We start from the raw sequence: 16,982 nt of genomic DNA on the forward strand, positions 1-16,982 counted from the left end.
CCTCGGGCAGCGGGCGCGTTGTGGAAAAACCAGCGAGTTGGTTTCATTGCGTCGCCATCAGAGCCCTCCACGGGAGCCAGGGGTGACCAAACAGGACCGGGCCGTCCGGACCCGTCTCGCGCTGATCCGGTCGGCGGCCGAGCAGTTCGAGGCACGGGGATACGTCCGGGCCAGTCTTGCGGAGATCAGCGCGGGAGCCGGCGTCAGCTCCGGCGCGCTGCACTTCCACTTCGCGAACAAGGCCGCCGTGGCCGAGGCCGTCGAGCAGGCGGCCGCCCGTGCCCTGCGCCGGGTCGCGGGCCGGGGCCGCGGCGGCGACGGGTGCGCCCTCCAGCGCCTGGTGGACGTCACGCACCACGTCGCCCGGCTGCTGTGCGCCGACATCGTGGTGCGCGCGGGGCTGCGGCTGAACGCCGAGGCGGTCGCCGGGCGGGTGCGTGACCTGCGCCGGGAGTGGCGGGAGTGCGTGCACGAGCTGCTGGCCGAGGCGGAGCGCAGGGGCGAACTCGCCGCCGGGATGCCGCCGCACCGCTCCAGCGCCGTCGTCCTCGCCGCCACGACCGGCATCGAGGTGCTGGCCCGGGAGGACCCCGGCTGGCTCGCCCGGCCCTCCCTGACCGACCTGTGGCACCTGCTCCTGCCGTGCGTGGCCGCACCGCACCTGGCCGGCGCGCTGGACCCGGCCGGGACCGAGCCGGACCACGCGGAGCCGGACGCCGGCAGGCAGGCGGACGCCGGCAGGGAGCCGGACGTCGGCAGGGAGGCGGACGGGGCGTTGGAGGAGCCGGGCCGGGCCGGGCTCGCGCTGCGGTAGCCGGGCGTCCCGGCGGGGCTTCCGGCCGACTTCCGGCCGACCTTCCCATGGCCGACAGTGGTGGAAGCGATGGCCAAAACAAACCGGATGCCAAGTTTTTTCGTCACGTGAACCGCACGATGGTTCCCCAGCCTCTGGACCAAGGAGCGATGAGACATGGCACAGCAGGCCTGTCCCTTCCTGGCGATCGACCCGTCCGGCCGGGATCTCTACGACGAGATATCCCGGATCCGGGCCCAGGGCCCCGCCGTGGAGGTGGAACTCCCGGGCGGCGTACGGGCGTGGTGGATCAACGGCCTGGAGCTGAACAAACGGCTCCTGGCCGGCCCCGAGACGAGCAAGGACGCCTTCCAGCACTGGCCGGCCTGGATCAACGGGGACATCTCCCGCACCTGGCCGCTCGCGATCTGGGTGTCGGTGCGCAACATGGTCACCGCCTACGGCACCGACCACAGCCGGCTGCGCAAGCCGATGGCCGCCGCCTTCACCAAGCGCCGCGTCGAGGCGCTGCTCCCGCGCGTCCAGGAGATCGTCGACCGGGCGCTGGACGACCTGGAGCGGATCCCCGAGGGTGAAGTCGTCGACCTGCGGGCGGCGTTCGCGGCGCCGGTGCCGCACGAGGTGGTGTGCGAGCTCTTCGGCGTACCGCCGGGTGAGGACGGCCCGCGGGGAGCCCTCTACCGCATCATCAGCCGCTTCTTCGACACGGCGATCTCCCTGGAGGACGCCCAGGCCAACGGGGTCGAGCTGTACGGCACGCTGACCGCGTTCCTCCGGTACAAGCGCGAGCACCCGGCCGACGACCTGACGACGGCCCTCATGGCCGCGCACGACGAAGGCAGCCTCAGCGAACAGGAGTTGATGGACAACCTGATCCTGTTGCTCACCGCGGGCTTCGAGACGACCGTCAACCTCATCGACAACACCGTGCACAGCCTGCTCGCCCACCCCGACCAGCTCGAACTGGTCCGATCCGGGCAGGCGACCTGGGAGGACGCCCTCGAGGAGTCGCTGCGCCTCGAGGCGCCCGGTGCCATGTCGGGTCTGCGTTACGCCGTCGAGGACATCGAGATCGAGCCAGGTCTGACGATCCCGAAGGGCGATCCGGTCGTGGTCTCCTTCGCCGGTGCCGGACGCGACCCCGAGCGGCACGGCCCGGACGCCGAACGGTTCGACGTCACCCGGCCCACCAGCCGCGACCACGTCTCCTTCGGCCACGGCGTGCACCACTGCCTGGGCCGGCCCCTGGCCATGGCCGAGGCGACGGCGGCCCTGACGTCCCTGTTCGACCGCTTCCCGCGGCTGGCCCTGGCCGATCCGTCCCGGCCTCCGCAGCGGCTGCGCTCCATCATCTCCACGGGCCACCAGGAGTTGCCCGTGCTGCTGCACGGCCGGGATGCCGGGCCGGAACCGGAACCGGAACCGGAACCGGGTCCGCGTCCGGAGGAGGCGGAGGCGATCAGGAGGCTTTCCGGCCTGGGAGGAACGAGCGGTACCAGGGTGCCGCGCGCCTGAACGCGGCCCCGAATCCCTCGCCGGGCGAGCAGTCGAGGTCCTTCCAGAAGGTGTCGTCCACGAACCAGTGGTCGACCGTGAGCATGCCGAGGTGATGGAGGGCGAGCGGTTTCCCGGCGGCCCGGTCCAGGGCGGTGGCGACGTCCACCGCCGCACCGCCGCCGGGCTCCTCCAGCAGCGTGCACACGGCGCCGAGCAGGTCCGGGACCCCCACCGGCTCGGGGTGGTTGACGTGGTGCACACCGCCGCCGTGCGCCGGGGACAGGGCCGCGGCCACCACCGCACGCCCCAGGGTGTCCACGTCGATCATCGACTGGAGCGCCTCGCAGCCGGTGAGGGTCGCAGACAACTCGCCCAGCAGCCACACCAGTCCGGGGACGACCCACCGGTCGCCCTCGCCGTACACGAGGTGCGGGCGCAGCACCAGGCCGCCCGCGTCGAGGACGTGCCGTTCGGCGGCGGCCCGGGTGCGGCTGGTGGCCGACGCGGGGGCGATCGGCACCTCCCCGGGGCGCACACCGCGGAAGGGGCCCCGGCCGTAGACGGCGGCCGTGCTCACGTACACGATCCGGCGTACCCCGGCTCGCTGAGCCTCCTCGACCAGGGCCCGCGTGCCCAGGTCGTTGACGGCCTCGACGCTCTCGGCGTCGCCGCCGACCCGCGTGGCGCAGTGCACCAGGACGTCGGTGCCGGCGCAGGCGCCGCGCAGGGAGGGCGGATCGAGAAGGTCGCCGTGGACGGACTCGCCGGGCTCTGCTCCCGGTGCGGTACGGCGCGACAAGTGCCGTACGCGGACGCCGGGTTGCCGGTGTGCGTCGGCCGCGACCCTGCGGCCGACGAAGCCGCTCGCGCCCGTGATCAGAAAGGTGACGGTCACGACAGGGACCGTATTCGGGCCGGCTGTGGGGAGGGCAGCGCGGCGGTCAGCGTGGCGCTGAAGACGGACTCGCCGTCCTGCCGCCCCGAGACCCGTACGGTCGTCTCCCCCGGATCTCCCGGATCTCCCGGATTCCCGTCGAGCAGCTCCGTCTCGATCCAGCACGGGCTGTGCAGCTCGGCGTACCGGGCGAAGGTCGCCGTCATCGAGCGGGGCAGGAAGGGGTGCCGGCCGGACGCGGCGGTCGCCGCCTGGCGGGCCGCCTCGAACAGGACCATGCCGGGCACGTGGTCGTTGGGCCGCGGGAAGAGCACCGGGTGGCCGGTGTCCACGCGCAGCCGCCAGACGCCGGGGCGGTCGGCCGGGGCGAGGACGACGTCCTCGGCGCGCAAGCGGCCGGCGAGTGCCGGCGATATGCCCGGCAGCAGGGGCACCGGGGTGCCGAGTGCGGCCAACTGCTTCTGTCGCAGACGGCGGTAGGCGAGCGGCGAGGTGCAGCCGGTGCTGCCGGTGCCGCGGGCGACGAAGCGGCCCGCGCGGCGGAACTCCATCGTGGTCCGCATGCTGTGCAGGCCGCGACCGCGACGGCGTATCTCTGAGCACACGACGTCGACGTCGACCGGTTCGGCCGCGTCCGACAGCAGGAGCGCGGTCGGGTCGGTGTGCACCGTCAGGTCCCACATGACGAAGTGCGTGTCGGCGGGGGCGCCGAACTCGGCGTGCGCGAGCACCATCGAGGCCTGCCGCAACGTTTCCCCCACGATCATCGGGTCCTGGTGGCGGTCGTCCACGGGGCCGAAGAAGGCGTGGGTGGCCGGCCAGTGAGCGGTGAAGCGGAAGCGGGTCTCGGAAATTCGGCGCCACCGGGTGGGGAAGACGTCTGCCTCGGTGGTGCGGTGGGCCAGTTCCTTGGTGACCGAGGTGGATTCGGGGACTTCGGGGGCTCCGGGGACTTTGAGAGCTCCGGGGGCTCCGGGGACTTCGGTGGAACCGGTGAGTGCGGCTTGTGGCGCGTTCTCGACGGCCGACGTGGTTCTGTTTGCCGGACGGCCCTCCTGTCCGGTCTGATCGTCCGTGGGTGCGCTTAAAGGTTCTGACTGCGGCATGAGAACCCCCAGGATCGGCAGCCTGGCTGAGGTCAGCGTTTGTCTAAGATACGGACGAGCCGGTTTTTTTCAAAGGTTTCAAAGGGTGAGCCAAACCGCTGGGACAGGCTCTCGCGCCCCCGCTGCACAGCGATTTCACAGGAATCGACGGAGATCAGGAGGGACCCGATGGCGCGACAGGAGCGCGCGATCCGCACCCGGCGGACCATCCTCGAAGCGGCCGCGGCCGTCTTCGACGAACGCGGCTACACCTCGGCGACGATCGGGGAGATCCTGGACCGGGCGGGCGTCACCAAGGGCGCGCTGTACTTCCACTTCGGCTCCAAGGAGGAGCTGGCGGTGGGGGTGTTCGAGGAGCAGCTCGCGATCACGCTCCCGCCGCAGTCCAGCAAGCTCCAGGAACTCGTCGACTCCGGGCTGGTGCTGGCCCGCCGGCTGCGCTCGGAACCGCTGGTTCGCGCCAGTGTGGGGCTCGCCCTCGACCAAGGGGCCATGGACCTCGACCGCACGCCGGCCTTCCGGATGTGGATCGACCAGAACGTGCAGATGCTGGCCGAGGGCAAGGCACAGGGCGAGCTGCTGCCGCACGTCGACGTGGCGGAGACGGCGGAGCTGCTGGTCGGCAGCTTCTCGGGGGTGCAACTGCTGTCCCAGCTGCGCTGCCAGCGGCAGGATCTGGAGCGCCGCGTCGTCGTGCTGTTCGAGCACTTCCTGCCGGGGATCGCCGTTCCCGCGGTGCTGGCCCGGCTCGACATCTCGGTGGAGCGGGCCGAGCGGGTGCTGGCGCAGGGGCGGGTGCAGGTGCAGGGGCAGGATCAGGGCCGGGTTCAGGTTCAGGTTCAGGTTCAGGTTCAGGTTGATGGACAGGGACAGGGGCGGGTGCAGGAGGGGGCTGTGCCGACGCAGGTCTCGTCGGGGGCGTAGGAGTCACGGGTTGTCCACAGCTGTGGAGTTGTCCACAGGGATCTGACGCGTTTCGGCCGTCGGCTGTACGGTCGGCACGAGTTGATGTTCGTGCGCGTGCGGGGGAGGCGGTCGGTGTGACCAGGGACAGTGCTGGGGCCGAGGACAGGGCGGCGCATGGGGTGACCCATCGGCTGCCCCGGGTGCGCGGTTTCGCCGAGTGGCCCGTGGAGGGCTCGCCCAAGGACGAGGGCAAGGCCCTGCGCAAGCGGCTCCCGCGCCGCGCGCACGCCACGCTCGATCTGGACGCGTCCCGGCCCGACGCGGTGAGCGCGGTCGAGGAGTCGGGCCGCGGCCGGCTCCCCGAGCTCACGCCGATCCGGGTCGGCCGCATGGCCGCCACACCGTTCGCGTTCCTGCGCGGCGCCGCGGGCCTCATGGCCTACGACCTGGCGCGCACCCCCATGACCCGGATCCGGGCGCAGATCTGCGGCGACGCCCACGCGGCCAACTTCGGCCTGTACGGCGACGCGCGCGGCGGCCTGGTCATCGATCTGAACGACTTCGACGAGACGGTGCTCGGCCCGTGGGAGTGGGACGTGAAGCGCCTCGCGGCGTCCCTGGTGCTCGCGGGCCGGGAGACCGGAGCGGACGAGGACAGGTGCCGCAAGGCGGCCTACGACGCGGTGGGCGCCTACCGCCGCACCATGCGGCTGCTGGCCAGGCTCCCGGTGCTGGACGCGTGGAACGCCATCGCGGACGAGGAGCTCGTCTCCCACACGGACGCCCATGACCTGCTCGGCACGCTGGAGCGGGTCTCCGAAAAGGCCCGTCACAACACCAGCGGCCGCTTCGCAGCCAAGTCGACCGAGGCCACGGAGGACGGCGGGCGCCGCTTCGTCGACGCCCCGCCGGTGCTGCGGCGCGTCCCGGACGCGGAGGCCGCGGCGGTGGCGGCGTCCCTGGAGGAGTACGTCGGCACGCTGCCGGAGGACCGCCTGCCGCTCCTCGCCCGGCACGCGGTGCACGACGTGGCGTTCCGCGTCGTCGGCACCGGCAGTGTCGGCGCCCGGTCCTACGTCGTGCTGCTCCTGGACCACCGGGGCGAGCCGCTGGTGCTCCAGGTGAAGGAGGCGCGTGCGTCGGCGCTGGTGCCGCATCTGGTGACGGCCGGTTTCGACGCCCCGGTGGCCGACCACGAGGGCCGGCGGGTCGTGCTGGGGCAGAAGCGGATGCAGGTCGTCAGCGACATTCTGCTGGGCTGGACGACGGTCGACGGGCGCCCCTTCCAGGTCCGCCAGTTCCGTAACCGCAAGGGCAGCGTCGATCCGGCCGCCCTGGCCGCCGACCAGATAGACGACTACGGCCGGATGACCGGCGCCCTCCTGGCCCGTGCCCACGCCCACAGCGCCGACCCCCGCCTCATCGCCGGCTACTGCGGCAAGAGCGACGAGCTGGACGAGGCGATGGCCGCGTTCGCCGTCGCCTATGCGGACCGTACGGAGGCGGACCATGCGGACCTGGTGGCGGGGGTGCGGACGGGGAAGGTCGCCGCGGAGATGGGGGTCTGACCGCTGAGCGCCATCGAGCGTGAGGCTGTCCGCAGCGCGGGAGTGGTCGGGCCGTGGCCTACGCTGGTCGGGTGACGACCCCGGAAGCTGAGCAGGGTGGTGGCGGCGCCGGTGAGGAACGGGTGACGCCCGAAGGTGACGCGGCGCGTGTCGAGGGCGGCGAGGATCGCCCCGAGGGCGGCGCGGCGCATACCGAAGACGACGCGGCGCGGCCCGAGGCGAGGCTTGAGCGGGCCGTGCGGGCCGCCGAGCAGGCGCTGATCGAGTACGAGATCGCGGTGGAGACCTTCCGCGTCGAGATCGAGAACTTCTCCCGGCTGCACGAACAGAAGCTCGGTCCGCTGTACGCCCGGCTGGAGGAACTGGACGCCCGGATCCTGGAGGCCAGGGCCGCCCGCAGCGGCGACCCGGAGGACCGGCGCCGGGCGGAGGAGGCCAGGGCCCGGCTCGCGCCGATCCCCGGCGTCGAGGAGCTGCTGCACGGCTGGATGGACGACAGCGGCCTGTTCCCGGAGGCCGCGGCGATGCTCACGGATCAGGCGGTCCGGCCACCGCAGCGGGTCCGCCCCAGCGAGGAGGCCCGCAAGCTCTACCGCGAGCTGGCCCGCAAGGCCCACCCGGATCTTGCGCAGGAGGAGAAGGAACGCGAGCGGCGCGAGGAGTTCATCACCCGGGTGAACGCCGCCTACGCCCGCGGCGACGAGGCGGAGCTGCGCGAACTCGCCGAGGAGTGGGCCAAGGGGCCCGAGCTGAAGCGGGGCCCGAGCCGCGCCGAGGAGCTCTACGCCCGCCTCGAATGGCTCGCCCAGCGCAAGGAACTGCTCGCCCTGCTCGCCAAGGAGCTGGAGGAGAGCGCCATAGGCCACATGCTCCAGCTGGCCCCGGACGACCCGGACGGCCTCCTGGACGAGATCGGGCAGCAGCTGCTCACCCAGGTCACCGAGCGGGAGCGGGAGCTGGCCGCGCTGCTCGCGGAGGGCTGAGCCGCGTCCCGGCCGGGCACGCGCCGGTTCGGGTAGCGTCGGACGTATGAGTTTTGGAGCTGGTGTGCCCACGGTCGAGGTCGCGGACCTCAAGGACGGCGACTTCCTGCTGGACGTCCGGGAGGACGACGAGTGGAAGGCCGGTCACGCCGAAGGGGCGCTGCACATCCCCATCAGCGAGTTCGTCGCCCGGTACGGGGAGCTGACCGAGGCCGCCCCGCAGGACGGCCGGGTCCATGTGATCTGCCGCTCCGGCGGGCGTTCCGCCCAGGTCACGATGTATCTGGCCCAGCAGGGGATCGACGCCGTGAACGTCGACGGCGGCATGCAGGTGTGGGAGGCGGCGGGCCGTCCCGTCGTGACGGACGACGGGCAGCCGGGGTTCGTCCTGTAGCGCTCTGTAGCTCCCTGTAGCTCCCTGTCTGCCCTTTAGTGCGCTGTAGTGCCCGTCCGCGGGTGGGTTCAGGCCAGGGGGTGGGCCGCCAGCAGGTCGCCCAGGGCCTCCTCGTGCGCCGCCGCCGGGCCGAGCGACAGCTCCAGGTGCTTGGCCCAGGCGTGGTAGCGGTGCAGGGGGTAGTCGACATCGGCGCCGAACCCGCCGTGCAGATGCTGCGCCGTCTGCACGACCCGGCGTACGCCCTCGGCCGCCCAGATCTTGGCCACGGCGACGTCACCGGCGGCGGGCAGCGCGCCCGGGGCCCCCGAGGCGATCCGCCACGCGGCCTGCCACAGCGTGGCCTCCATTGCGCGCAGGTCGATGTAGCGGTCGGCGGCCTGTACGGCGACGGCCTGGAAGGTCGCGATCGGGAAGCCGAACTGCTCCCGCTTGTTCGTGTACTCCCCGGTCATCCGCAGCACGCGTTCCCCGAGCCCGAGCGCCAGGGCACACGTCCCGGTGGCCAGCAGGTCCCGCAGCCACTCCCACGCCCCCTCGGCGTCGATCACGTCCCGGGCGGCCAGCCGCGCCGACTCCAGCCGCAGCTCGCCGAGCCGCTCGCCGCTCGTGGAGAACTGCTCGGCCAGAACGACTCCCTCGTGTCCCCGCGGAACCAGGGCCAGCACGGTCCGGCCGGTCCCCGTGTGCGCGGGGACGACCGTGACGTCCGCGTCGTACGCCCACGGCACGGCCGTCTGCACTCCGTCCAGCACCCACGCCTGGCCGTCCTGCCGTGCGGTCACGGCGAGCTCGGCCGGGTCGTGGCCGGTGCGGCCGTGCGCGGCGACGGTCAGCACGAGCTCGCCCCGGCCCGCCCGGGCCAGCAGGGCGGACTTCGCCTCCTCGCCGCCGTAGGCCTGGACGGCGGCGGCTGCCGCGCTGCTCTCCAGCAGCGGCACCCTGGCCAGCACTCTCGCCGACTCCCGCAGCACCAGGCACAGCGCGATCGCGTCCAGGCCGGCCCCGCCGTACCGCGCGTCCAGCAGCAGGCTCAGCAGGTCGGCGTCGGCGAGCTTGGCCCACAGGGCGCGGTCGCAGGCGTCGGCGACGGCGCCCGGGGTCAGGGCCGGACTGGGCACGGCGTCCGGCGCCACCCCGGCGAACACGCCCTGCGCCGCCTCGGCCGCGGCTTGCTGCTCCTCGGTGAAGGTGAAGTCCACGGTGCCTGTCCTTCCGGCCGGTCCCGCTGGGCTGACTAGAGCTGACGGGGCGCAAGATAGAACAGGTTCTAGAAGAAGGGAATGGGTGTACGGGCGGGCACCGTAGGGTGTCACTCCTGTGGGCGACCTGCCCGGACGCCCTGTGGATAACCTGCGGGGGTCCCCTGCCGACCAGGGGGACCGCCGCTCCCCGGCCGCCGCGAGCGCCGTACGGTCGGCTTCGGGCTCGGCCGGGGGGTCCGCTTCCGCGGTGTGGTGACGGCCACGGCCGGAACCGGCGGAAGAGGCTGTGCCCGGGTGGGCGGCCTGAGTACCGTGCCCGTGCCGACGTCGCGCAGCGGTGCGCGGGCGGTACGACGCCCTCGGGGCCGGGCGGACGGAACGACGGACCGGGATCGTGGAACGGGGCGGAATGGACGCGTACGACGGAGGCTCGAACGCCCGGCACGGGCCGGACCGGCCGGCCGAGCCGGGTGTGCCGGCCGAGTCGGGCGGGCCTGCCGTGCCGGGCCCGCCCGCCGCACCCCGAGCCGGCATCGCCGCGCTCTCGCTCCGCTACCAGATCGGTGTCGCGCTGGCGCTCGCGGTCGTCGCGGTCGGGGTGTGCGTGCACCTCGGGATGACGTTCCTGCACGTCGCGCCGCCGAACACCGTCACCAGGGAGCACGGCAAGGCCGTGGACGACTGGATCTATCCGGAGTTCGAGCAGAACTGGAAGCTCTTCGCGCCGAACCCGCTCCAGCAGAACATCTCCATCCAGGTCCGCGCCGAGGTCCGCGACGGGGAGGGCGGGACGCTGACCACCGGCTGGTACGACCTGTCCGCCGAGGACGGCCGGGCCATCGACGGCAACCTGCTGCCCAGTCACACCCAGCAGAACGAGCTGCGCCGCGCCTGGGACTTCTTCCTCGCCACGCACGACGGCGAGAACCGCCCGGTGGGCCTGCGCGGCTCGCTCTCCGAGTCGTACCTGCGCCGGATCGTGGTGCTGCGCCTCGACCGCGACGACGCCGTGCGGGCCACCACCGGGGGCGGCGGTGCCATCGAGCGCGTCCAGGTCCGCTCCCGCACCAGCAACGTGCCCGCGCCTCGGTGGAGCCGGGAGAAGGTCTCCATGACACCGGCCTACCGCGAGCTGCCGTGGTGGCCGGTGCCGGCGGACGAGGCCGGGGGAGGCGTGCGGTGAACCGCTTCTCCCTGGCCGTCTCGGGCGGCATCGCCCGGGTCACCGAGGCCGCCCTCGGCCCGTACCAGACCGCCGTGATCCGCATCGGCTTCAGCGCGACCTGGCTGCTGTTCCTGCTGCGCGAGTTCCCCCACCGCCACGAGCTCTACGGCCCCGACGGGCCCTGGAGCTGGGACCTCGCCGAGCAGCTGATCGGGACCAACAAGGCCTTCACCGCTCTCATGTGGTCGGACGGCGGGATCTGGTTCGAGACCGTCTACCTGCTCGCGATCCTCGCCAGTGCCCTGCTGATGCTGGGCTGGCGCACCCGCACGATGTCGGTGCTGTTCATGGTCGGCGTGCTGTCCCTGCAGAATCGCAGCGTCTTCATGGGCGACGGCGGCGACAACGTGCTGCACCTGATGTCGATCTACCTGGTGTTCACGCGCTGCGCCCAGGTGTGGTCGCTGGACGCCCGGAGGGCCGCGCGCGCCCGGGCGGCACACGTGCGCGGTGAGCGCGTCACGGACCGGACGGGCCCTGCCCTGTGGGGTGTGCTGGGGTTCGTGCTGGTCGGGGCGACCCTGGCCGGCCGGATGGAGGATGACTGGCTGATACCGGCGCTGCTGTGGGCCGTGTGGGTGGCGCAGGCCCTGTGGTGGCTGACGGGGCGCCGCGCGAAGCCCGGTGAGCCGCGGATCATGCTCGACGTCGTCGCCAACATCGTGCACAACGGTGCCCTGCTCGTGATCATGGCCGAGGCGTGCCTGATCTACGCGACGGCCGGCTGGTACAAGATCCAGGGCTCCCGCTGGCAGGACGGCACCGCCGTCTACTACCCGCTCCACCTGGAGTACTTCTCGCCCTGGCCCGGGCTCGCCGACCTGCTGTCCGCCAGCGGCACGATGGTGATGCTCGTGACCTACGGGACGGTCCTCGTGCAGGTCGCCTTCCCGTTCACGCTGTTCAACCGGCGCGTGAAGAACGTCCTGCTGGCAGTCATGATCACCGAGCACGCCGTGATCGCCGTCGTCCTCGGGCTGCCGTTCTTCTCGCTGGCGATGATCGCGGCGGACGCGGTGTTCCTGCCGACGGCCTTCCTGCGCCGCATGGGCGGCCGGGCGGCACGCGCGCGTGACCGGCTGCTGCGGCGCGGCGGGGCCGCTCAGGCCCCCGAGCAGCACGCCCACGAGCGCCCCGAGGCCACACACGTAGGCTTCGGGGCATGACCGACCCCGTGACCGTCTGGCGCCGGCTCGCCGGCGGCACCGTCCTGCTCGACGGCTTCCACGCCCTCAAGCACGCCGTGCGGTTCGGCGCCGAGGTGCCGGTCGCGGTCACCGCCGACCGGGCGGCCACGCTCGCCCTCGCCGACGAGCTGGCCCCGGACGTACGGGACGTGCTGGCCGGGCTGCTGACGGAGGTGCCGCACGAGACGTACGCGTCGTTCGTCCCGCGTCCGCACCCCACCGCCGTGGCCGCCCTGGCCGTACGGCCCTCCCGCGCGTCCAACCTCGAGAGGCTGGCGCACACGCCCCGCACGGCCCCGGTCGTGGTCCTCGACAACCCGCGCAACCTGGGCAACGCGGGGGCGGTGATCCGCCTGGCGGCCGGCTTCGGGGCGACGGGCGTGGTCACCACCGGGACGGTCGACCCCTGGCACCCCACGGTCGTCCGCGGCGGGGCCGGGCTGCACTTCGCGACGGCGGTGGAGCGTCTCGAGGTGTCCGGCCTGCCGCCCGGCCCGCTGTTCGCGCTGGACCCGGAGGGCGACGACATCCGGGGCATCAAGCTCCCGGACGACGCCGTCCTCGCCTTCGGCTCCGAACGCACCGGCCTGTCCGCCGACCTGCGCGCGCGTGCGGACCACTTGCTGTCCCTGCCGATGCGCCCGCAGGTCAGCAGCTACAACCTGGCGACGAGCGTGGCGATGACCTTGTACCACTGGAGCTGCGGTGTGGCTTAGGCCTCCCGCCGCACCTCGATGACCCTGAACCGGTTGGCCACGAACGCCCCGTCACACAGCGCCGCACTCGCCGCCGGATTACCCCCCGACCCGTGGAAGTCGGAGAACGCGGCCGTCTGGTTCACATACACCCCGCCCGTGAGATTCAGCGACAACTGCGCCGCCTCTTCCAGGCACACCTCCCGCACGGCCTGCTCGACCTCCGGGTCGGTCGTGTACGCCCCGACGGTCATCGCACCCTTCTCCCGGACGGTCCGCCGCAACAACTGAGCCGCATCCGCCGCCGAGTCGACCGCCACGGCGAAGGAGACCGGCCCGAAGCACTCGCTCATGTAGGCGGCCTCCGCGTCCGGCTTGGCCCCGTCCAGCTTCACGATCACCGGCGTACGGACGACCGCGCCGGGGAAGTCCGGGTTGGTGATCTCCCGGGAGGCGAGGGCGACTTCGCCCAGGCCCGCCGCGGCCTCCAGCCGGGCCTTCACGTCCGGGTTGACGATCGCGCCCAGCAGCGCGTTGGCCCGGGCGTCGTCGCCCAGCAGCCCGTCGATCGCCCTGGCGAGGTCGGCGACCACCTCGTCGTACGACTTGGGGCCCTGGTCCGTGGAGATGCCCTCGCGCGGGAGGAGCAGGTTCTGCGGGGTCGTGCACATCTGGCCGCTGTACAGGGACAGCGAGAACGCCAGGTTGGAGAGCATGCCCTTGTAGTCGGACGTGGAGTGGACGACGACCGTGTTGACGCCGGCCTTCTCCGTGTAGACCTGGGCCTGGCGGGCGTTGGCCTCCAGCCAGTCGCCGAACGCGGTCGAGCCCGTGTAGTCGATGATCCGGATCTCGGGGCGCAGGGCGAGCGTCTTGGCGATGCCCTCGCCGGGGCGCTCGGCGGCCAGCGCGATCAGGTTCGGGTCGAAGCCGGCCTCGGCGAGCACCTCGCGGGCGGCCTGCACGGTGAGGGCGAGGGGCAGCACCGCGCGCGGGTGGGGCTTGACCAGGACCGCGTTGCCGGTGGCGAGGGAGGCGAACAGGCCCGGGTAGCCGTTCCACGTCGGGAAGGTGTTGCATCCGATGACCAGGCCGATGCCGCGCGGGACGGGCGTGAACTGCTTGGTCATGGCCAGCGGGTCGCGCTTGCCCTGCGGCTTGGTCCACTCGGCGTTGTCGGGTGTGCGCACCTGCTCCACGTACGCGTACGCCACCGCCTCCAGGCCGCGGTCCTGCGCGTGCGGCCCGCCCGCCTGGAAGGCCATCATGAACGCCTGGCCGGAGGTGTGCATGACCGCGTGCGCGAACTCGTGCGTCCGGTCGCTGATGCGCTTGAGGATCTCCAGGCAGACCACCGCGCGCTGCTCCGCGCCCGCGTCCCGCCAGGCCCGCTGCCCGGCCTTCATGGCGGGCAGCAGCACGTCGAGGTCCGCGTGCGGGTACGTCACGCCCAGGTCGATGCCGTACGGGGACGTCTCGCCGCCCACCCAGTCGTCCGTGCCCGGCTGGCCGAGGTCGAGGCGGGTGCCGAGCAGGGCGTCGAAGGCGGCCTTGCCCGCGGCCGCGTCCAGGCTGCCGTTCTCCCCGTAGGCCTTGGGGTGCTCGGGGTGCGGGGACCAGTACGCGCGCGTGCGGATCGCTTCCAGCGCCTGGTCGAGGGTGGACCGGTGCCGGGCGATCAGCTCGTGCGCCGAGAGTGCGGCGGTCATGGGTGACCAACTCCTCGTCTCAAGAACTCTTCGTCGAGTTCATGACCTGGGCAGAAACCTGGGCAGGAACACTCGGACAGAGCTAGAGTAACCGAACGATCGGTCGGTTCAAGGGGGTCCGCCGCATCTGTGGAAAACCCCGTGCGGGAGGATCGCGCACATGACAGCACTCGACCTCAGCAGCCCCGTGGCCGTCGTCGGCACCGGCACCATGGGCCAGGGAATCGCCCAGGTCGCGCTGGTCGCGGGCCATCCCGTACTGCTGTACGACACCATCCCCGGGCGGGCGCGCGAGGCGGCCGACGCGATCGGGGCCCGCCTCGACCGGCTCGTCGAGAAGGACCGCCTCACCGGCGCCGACCGGGACGCCGCCCGCGCCCGGCTGCTGCCCGCCGAAGACCTCTCCGAGCTGGTGGACTGCGCCCTGGTCGTCGAGGCGGTCCTGGAGCGGCTGGACGTCAAACAGGACCTGTTCCGCGGGCTGGAGGACATCGTCGACGACGACTGCCTGCTCGCCACCAACACCTCGTCCCTGTCCGTCACCGCCATCGGCGGCGCCCTGCGCACTCCCGGGCGCTTCGTCGGCCTGCACTTCTTCAACCCCGCGCCGCTGCTGCCGCTGGTCGAGGTCGTCTCCGGGTTCGCCACCGACGTCACGTACGCCACGCGCGCGTACGAGACCGCCCGCGCCTGGGGCAAGACGCCGGTCGCCTGCGCGGACACCCCCGGCTTCATCGTCAACCGCATCGCCCGGCCCTTCTACGCAGAGGCCTTCGCGGTGTACGAGGCGCAGGGCGCCGACCCGGCCACCATCGACGCCGTGCTGCGCGAGTCGGGCGGCTTCAGGATGGGCGCGTTCGAGCTGACCGACCTGATCGGCCAGGACGTCAATGAGTCCGTCACGCGGTCGGTCTGGGAGTCCTTCTTCCAGGACGTGCGCTTCACGCCGTCCCTCGCCCAGCGGCGCCTGGTCGAGTCCGGCCGGCTGGGCCGCAAGACCGGCCACGGCTGGTACGACCACCGGGACGGCGCCGAGCGCCCGGAGCCCGACACGGCGGAGCGGCGGCAGCCGCCCGCGTACGTCGTCGCCGAGGGCGACCTCGGCCCGGCCGGTGACCTGCTCGCGCTGATCCGCGAGGCGGGCATCCCCGTGCGCGACGAGGACGAGGACAACGGCACCCGCATGGTGCTGCCGAGCGGCGGCCAGCTCGCCCTCGCCGACGGGCAGACCTCCGTGGAGTTCCGGGACGTCGTCTACTTCGACCTCGCCCTGGACTACCGCAAGGCCACCCGGATCGCCCTGTCCGCCTCCCAGGACACCTCCCCGCAGACCCTCGCCGAGGCCATCGGACTGTTCCAGGCGCTCGGCAAGAAGGTCAGCGTCATCGGTGACGTCCCCGGCATGATCGTCGCCCGGACCGTCGCGCGGATCATCGACCTGGCGCACGACGCCGTCGCCAAGGGCGTGGCCACCGAGGAGGACATCGACACCGCGATGCGCCTCGGCGTCAACTACCCCCTGGGGCCCTTCGAGTGGAGCCGCCGGCTCGGCCGCTCCTGGGCCTACGCGCTCCTGGACGACCTCCACCTGCGCGACCCCTCGGGGCGTTACGCGCCGTCCCTCGCGCTGTACCGTCGCGCCCACGCCTCCGACAAGCGGGAGGGCACAGCCTCATGACCACCCCCAAACGCGACACGTACACCCCGGACACCCTGCTGTCCGTCGCCGTCCGGGTGTTCAACGAGCGTGGCTACGACGGCACCTCCATGGAGCACCTCTCCAAGGCGGCCGGCATCTCCAAGTCGTCGATCTACCACCACGTCACCGGCAAGGAGGAGCTGCTGCGCCGGGCCGTGAGCCGGGCCCTGGACGGCCTCTTCGGGATCCTCGACGAGGAGCACGCGCGCGTGGGGCGTGCCGCCGAGCGTCTGGAGTACGTCGTCCGGCGCATGGTCGAGGTGCTCATAGCCGAGCTGCCCTACGTGACCCTCCTGCTGCGCGTGCGCGGCAACACGGACACCGAGCGGTGGGCCCTGGAGCGCCGCCGCGAGTTCGACCACCGGGTCGCCGACCTGCTGAAGGCCGCCGCGGCGGACGGTGACGTGCGCGGCGACATAGAGGTCCGGCTGGTGACCCGGCTGGTCTTCGGGATGATCAACTCGATCGTCGAGTGGTACAAGCCGGGCGGGCGGGGCATGAACGAGCGCGAGGTGGCCGACGCGGTGGTGCAGCTGGCGTTCGGGGGCCTGCGCAAAGCCGGATAGCTCACCCCTGTGGCTCCAGGTCCTCCTCCTCGAACACCAGCAGCGTGCGCGTGCTGAGCACCTGATCGATCGCCTGGAGCCGGGTCAGCACCAGCTCGCGCAGCGCCCGGTTGTCGGACACGTGGACCAGCAGCAGTACGTCGAAATCCCCGCCCACGAGGGCGATGTGCGAGGCGCCGGGCAGCTTTCTGAGCTCCTCGCGCACCGTGCGCCAGGAGTTCTGCACGATCTTCAGGGTGATGTAGGCGGACGTCCCGTGACCTGCCCGTTCGTGGTTGACGCGGGCGCCGAAGCCGCGGATGACACCGTCCTCGACGAGCCGGTTGATACGGGCGTAGGCGTTGGCGCGCGAGACGTGGACCCGCTCGGCGACCGACCGTATCGAGGCGCGGCCGTCCGCCTGGAGCATGCGCAGGATGTCCTGGTCGATGGCGTCCAGCGGACGCGGCGGCGGCAGCAGGCCGCTGTCGTCCTGGCTTTCGGCCATTTGTTCAGATGCCACCTGCGCCCGCCTCCTTACCATGGACGTACTG

At 72.4% G+C, this 16,982-nt stretch carries 16 protein-coding genes; 11 read left to right on the forward strand and 5 right to left on the reverse strand.

What is annotated here, in order from left to right; translation table 11 throughout:
• The first annotated feature begins 82 nt into the window (after window positions 1–82).
• Window positions 83–814 (forward strand): ScbR family autoregulator-binding transcription factor, encoded by a 732-nt coding sequence (locus PV963_RS23075; protein ID WP_274817646.1) that lies wholly within the window; start codon window positions 83–85, stop codon window positions 812–814.
• A gap of 156 nt (window positions 815–970) precedes the next feature.
• On the forward strand, window positions 971–2,329 hold the full coding sequence (locus PV963_RS23080) for a cytochrome P450 family protein (RefSeq protein WP_274817647.1): 1,359 nt from the start codon (window positions 971–973) through the stop codon (window positions 2,327–2,329).
• Here PV963_RS23080 and PV963_RS23085 read toward each other — a convergent pair.
• Window positions 2,274–3,206 carry an NAD-dependent epimerase/dehydratase family protein gene (locus PV963_RS23085; protein ID WP_274817648.1) on the reverse strand — a complete coding sequence of 311 codons (933 nt, stop codon included), beginning with the start codon at window positions 3,204–3,206 and terminating at the stop codon, window positions 2,274–2,276. The genes PV963_RS23080 and PV963_RS23085 overlap by 56 nt on opposite strands.
• On the reverse strand, window positions 3,203–4,312 hold the full coding sequence (locus PV963_RS23090) for a ScbA/BarX family gamma-butyrolactone biosynthesis protein (protein WP_274817649.1): 1,110 nt from the start codon (window positions 4,310–4,312) through the stop codon (window positions 3,203–3,205). The genes PV963_RS23085 and PV963_RS23090 overlap by 4 nt, the downstream gene beginning before the upstream one ends.
• A 168-nt stretch (window positions 4,313–4,480) precedes the next feature.
• Here PV963_RS23090 and PV963_RS23095 point away from each other — a divergent pair, with 168 nt between their 5' ends.
• The 4 genes from PV963_RS23095 (at window position 4,481) to PV963_RS23110 (ending at window position 8,163) form a co-directional block, all read left to right on the forward strand.
• Window positions 4,481–5,236 (forward strand): ScbR family autoregulator-binding transcription factor, encoded by a 756-nt coding sequence (locus PV963_RS23095; protein WP_274817650.1) that lies wholly within the window; start codon window positions 4,481–4,483, stop codon window positions 5,234–5,236.
• A gap of 116 nt (window positions 5,237–5,352) precedes the next feature.
• Complete coding sequence (locus PV963_RS23100) at window positions 5,353–6,786, forward strand: DUF2252 domain-containing protein (RefSeq protein WP_274817651.1); 1,434 nt, start codon at window positions 5,353–5,355, stop codon at window positions 6,784–6,786.
• 71 nt (window positions 6,787–6,857) lie between these two features.
• Window positions 6,858–7,769 (forward strand): hypothetical protein, encoded by a 912-nt coding sequence (locus PV963_RS23105; RefSeq protein ID WP_274817652.1) that lies wholly within the window; start codon window positions 6,858–6,860, stop codon window positions 7,767–7,769.
• A 64-nt stretch (window positions 7,770–7,833) separates the two neighbouring features.
• Window positions 7,834–8,163 carry a rhodanese-like domain-containing protein gene (locus PV963_RS23110; RefSeq protein WP_086852278.1) on the forward strand — a complete coding sequence of 110 codons (330 nt, stop codon included), beginning with the start codon at window positions 7,834–7,836 and terminating at the stop codon, window positions 8,161–8,163.
• Between the two features lie 68 nt (window positions 8,164–8,231).
• On the opposite strand, the gene PV963_RS23115 is transcribed toward PV963_RS23110, so the two are convergent.
• The gene (locus PV963_RS23115; RefSeq protein WP_274817653.1) at window positions 8,232–9,365 is read right to left on the reverse strand and encodes an acyl-CoA dehydrogenase family protein; all 1,134 of its coding nucleotides are present in this window, start codon (window positions 9,363–9,365) and stop codon (window positions 8,232–8,234) included.
• A 412-nt stretch (window positions 9,366–9,777) separates the two neighbouring features.
• Here PV963_RS23115 and PV963_RS23120 point away from each other — a divergent pair, with 412 nt between their 5' ends.
• Genes PV963_RS23120 through PV963_RS23130 form a run of 3 tightly spaced genes read left to right on the forward strand, consistent with a single transcriptional unit; the run spans window position 9,778 to window position 12,496 of the window.
• Window positions 9,778–10,551, forward strand: coding sequence for a DUF5819 family protein (locus PV963_RS23120; RefSeq protein ID WP_274817654.1), 774 nt, complete (start codon window positions 9,778–9,780; stop codon window positions 10,549–10,551).
• Window positions 10,548–11,759 (forward strand): HTTM domain-containing protein, encoded by a 1,212-nt coding sequence (locus PV963_RS23125; RefSeq protein ID WP_274817655.1) that lies wholly within the window; start codon window positions 10,548–10,550, stop codon window positions 11,757–11,759. Before PV963_RS23120 ends, PV963_RS23125 begins: the two co-directional genes overlap by 4 nt.
• Window positions 11,756–12,496: a TrmH family RNA methyltransferase gene (locus PV963_RS23130; protein ID WP_274817656.1), complete on the forward strand. Its 741-nt coding sequence runs from the start codon at window positions 11,756–11,758 to the stop codon at window positions 12,494–12,496. The genes PV963_RS23125 and PV963_RS23130 overlap by 4 nt, the downstream gene beginning before the upstream one ends.
• Here PV963_RS23130 and paaN read toward each other — a convergent pair.
• Entirely contained in the window at window positions 12,493–14,184 is a 1,692-nt protein-coding gene (gene paaN / locus PV963_RS23135) for a phenylacetic acid degradation protein PaaN (RefSeq protein ID WP_274817657.1), read from the reverse strand. The two genes, PV963_RS23130 and paaN, sit on opposite strands and share 4 nt — an antisense overlap.
• A gap of 160 nt (window positions 14,185–14,344) precedes the next feature.
• On the opposite strand from paaN, the gene PV963_RS23140 reads away from it, so the two are divergent.
• Both PV963_RS23140 and PV963_RS23145 read left to right on the forward strand, forming a co-directional pair.
• Entirely contained in the window at window positions 14,345–15,862 is a 1,518-nt protein-coding gene (locus PV963_RS23140) for a 3-hydroxyacyl-CoA dehydrogenase (RefSeq protein WP_274817658.1), read from the forward strand.
• A complete protein-coding gene (locus tag PV963_RS23145; RefSeq protein ID WP_274817659.1) occupies window positions 15,859–16,449 on the forward strand; it encodes a TetR/AcrR family transcriptional regulator in 591 nt (196 codons plus the stop codon). The genes PV963_RS23140 and PV963_RS23145 overlap by 4 nt, the downstream gene beginning before the upstream one ends.
• Before the next feature lies 1 nt (window position 16,450).
• On the opposite strand, the gene PV963_RS23150 is transcribed toward PV963_RS23145, so the two are convergent.
• The gene (locus tag PV963_RS23150; RefSeq protein WP_274822100.1) at window positions 16,451–16,936 is read right to left on the reverse strand and encodes an Lrp/AsnC family transcriptional regulator; all 486 of its coding nucleotides are present in this window, start codon (window positions 16,934–16,936) and stop codon (window positions 16,451–16,453) included.
• Between the last annotated feature and the right edge of the window lie 46 nt (window positions 16,937–16,982).

The sequence above is a fragment of the Streptomyces coeruleorubidus genome, assembly GCF_028885415.1.
GTDB lineage: Bacteria > Actinomycetota > Actinomycetes > Streptomycetales > Streptomycetaceae > Streptomyces > Streptomyces coeruleorubidus_A.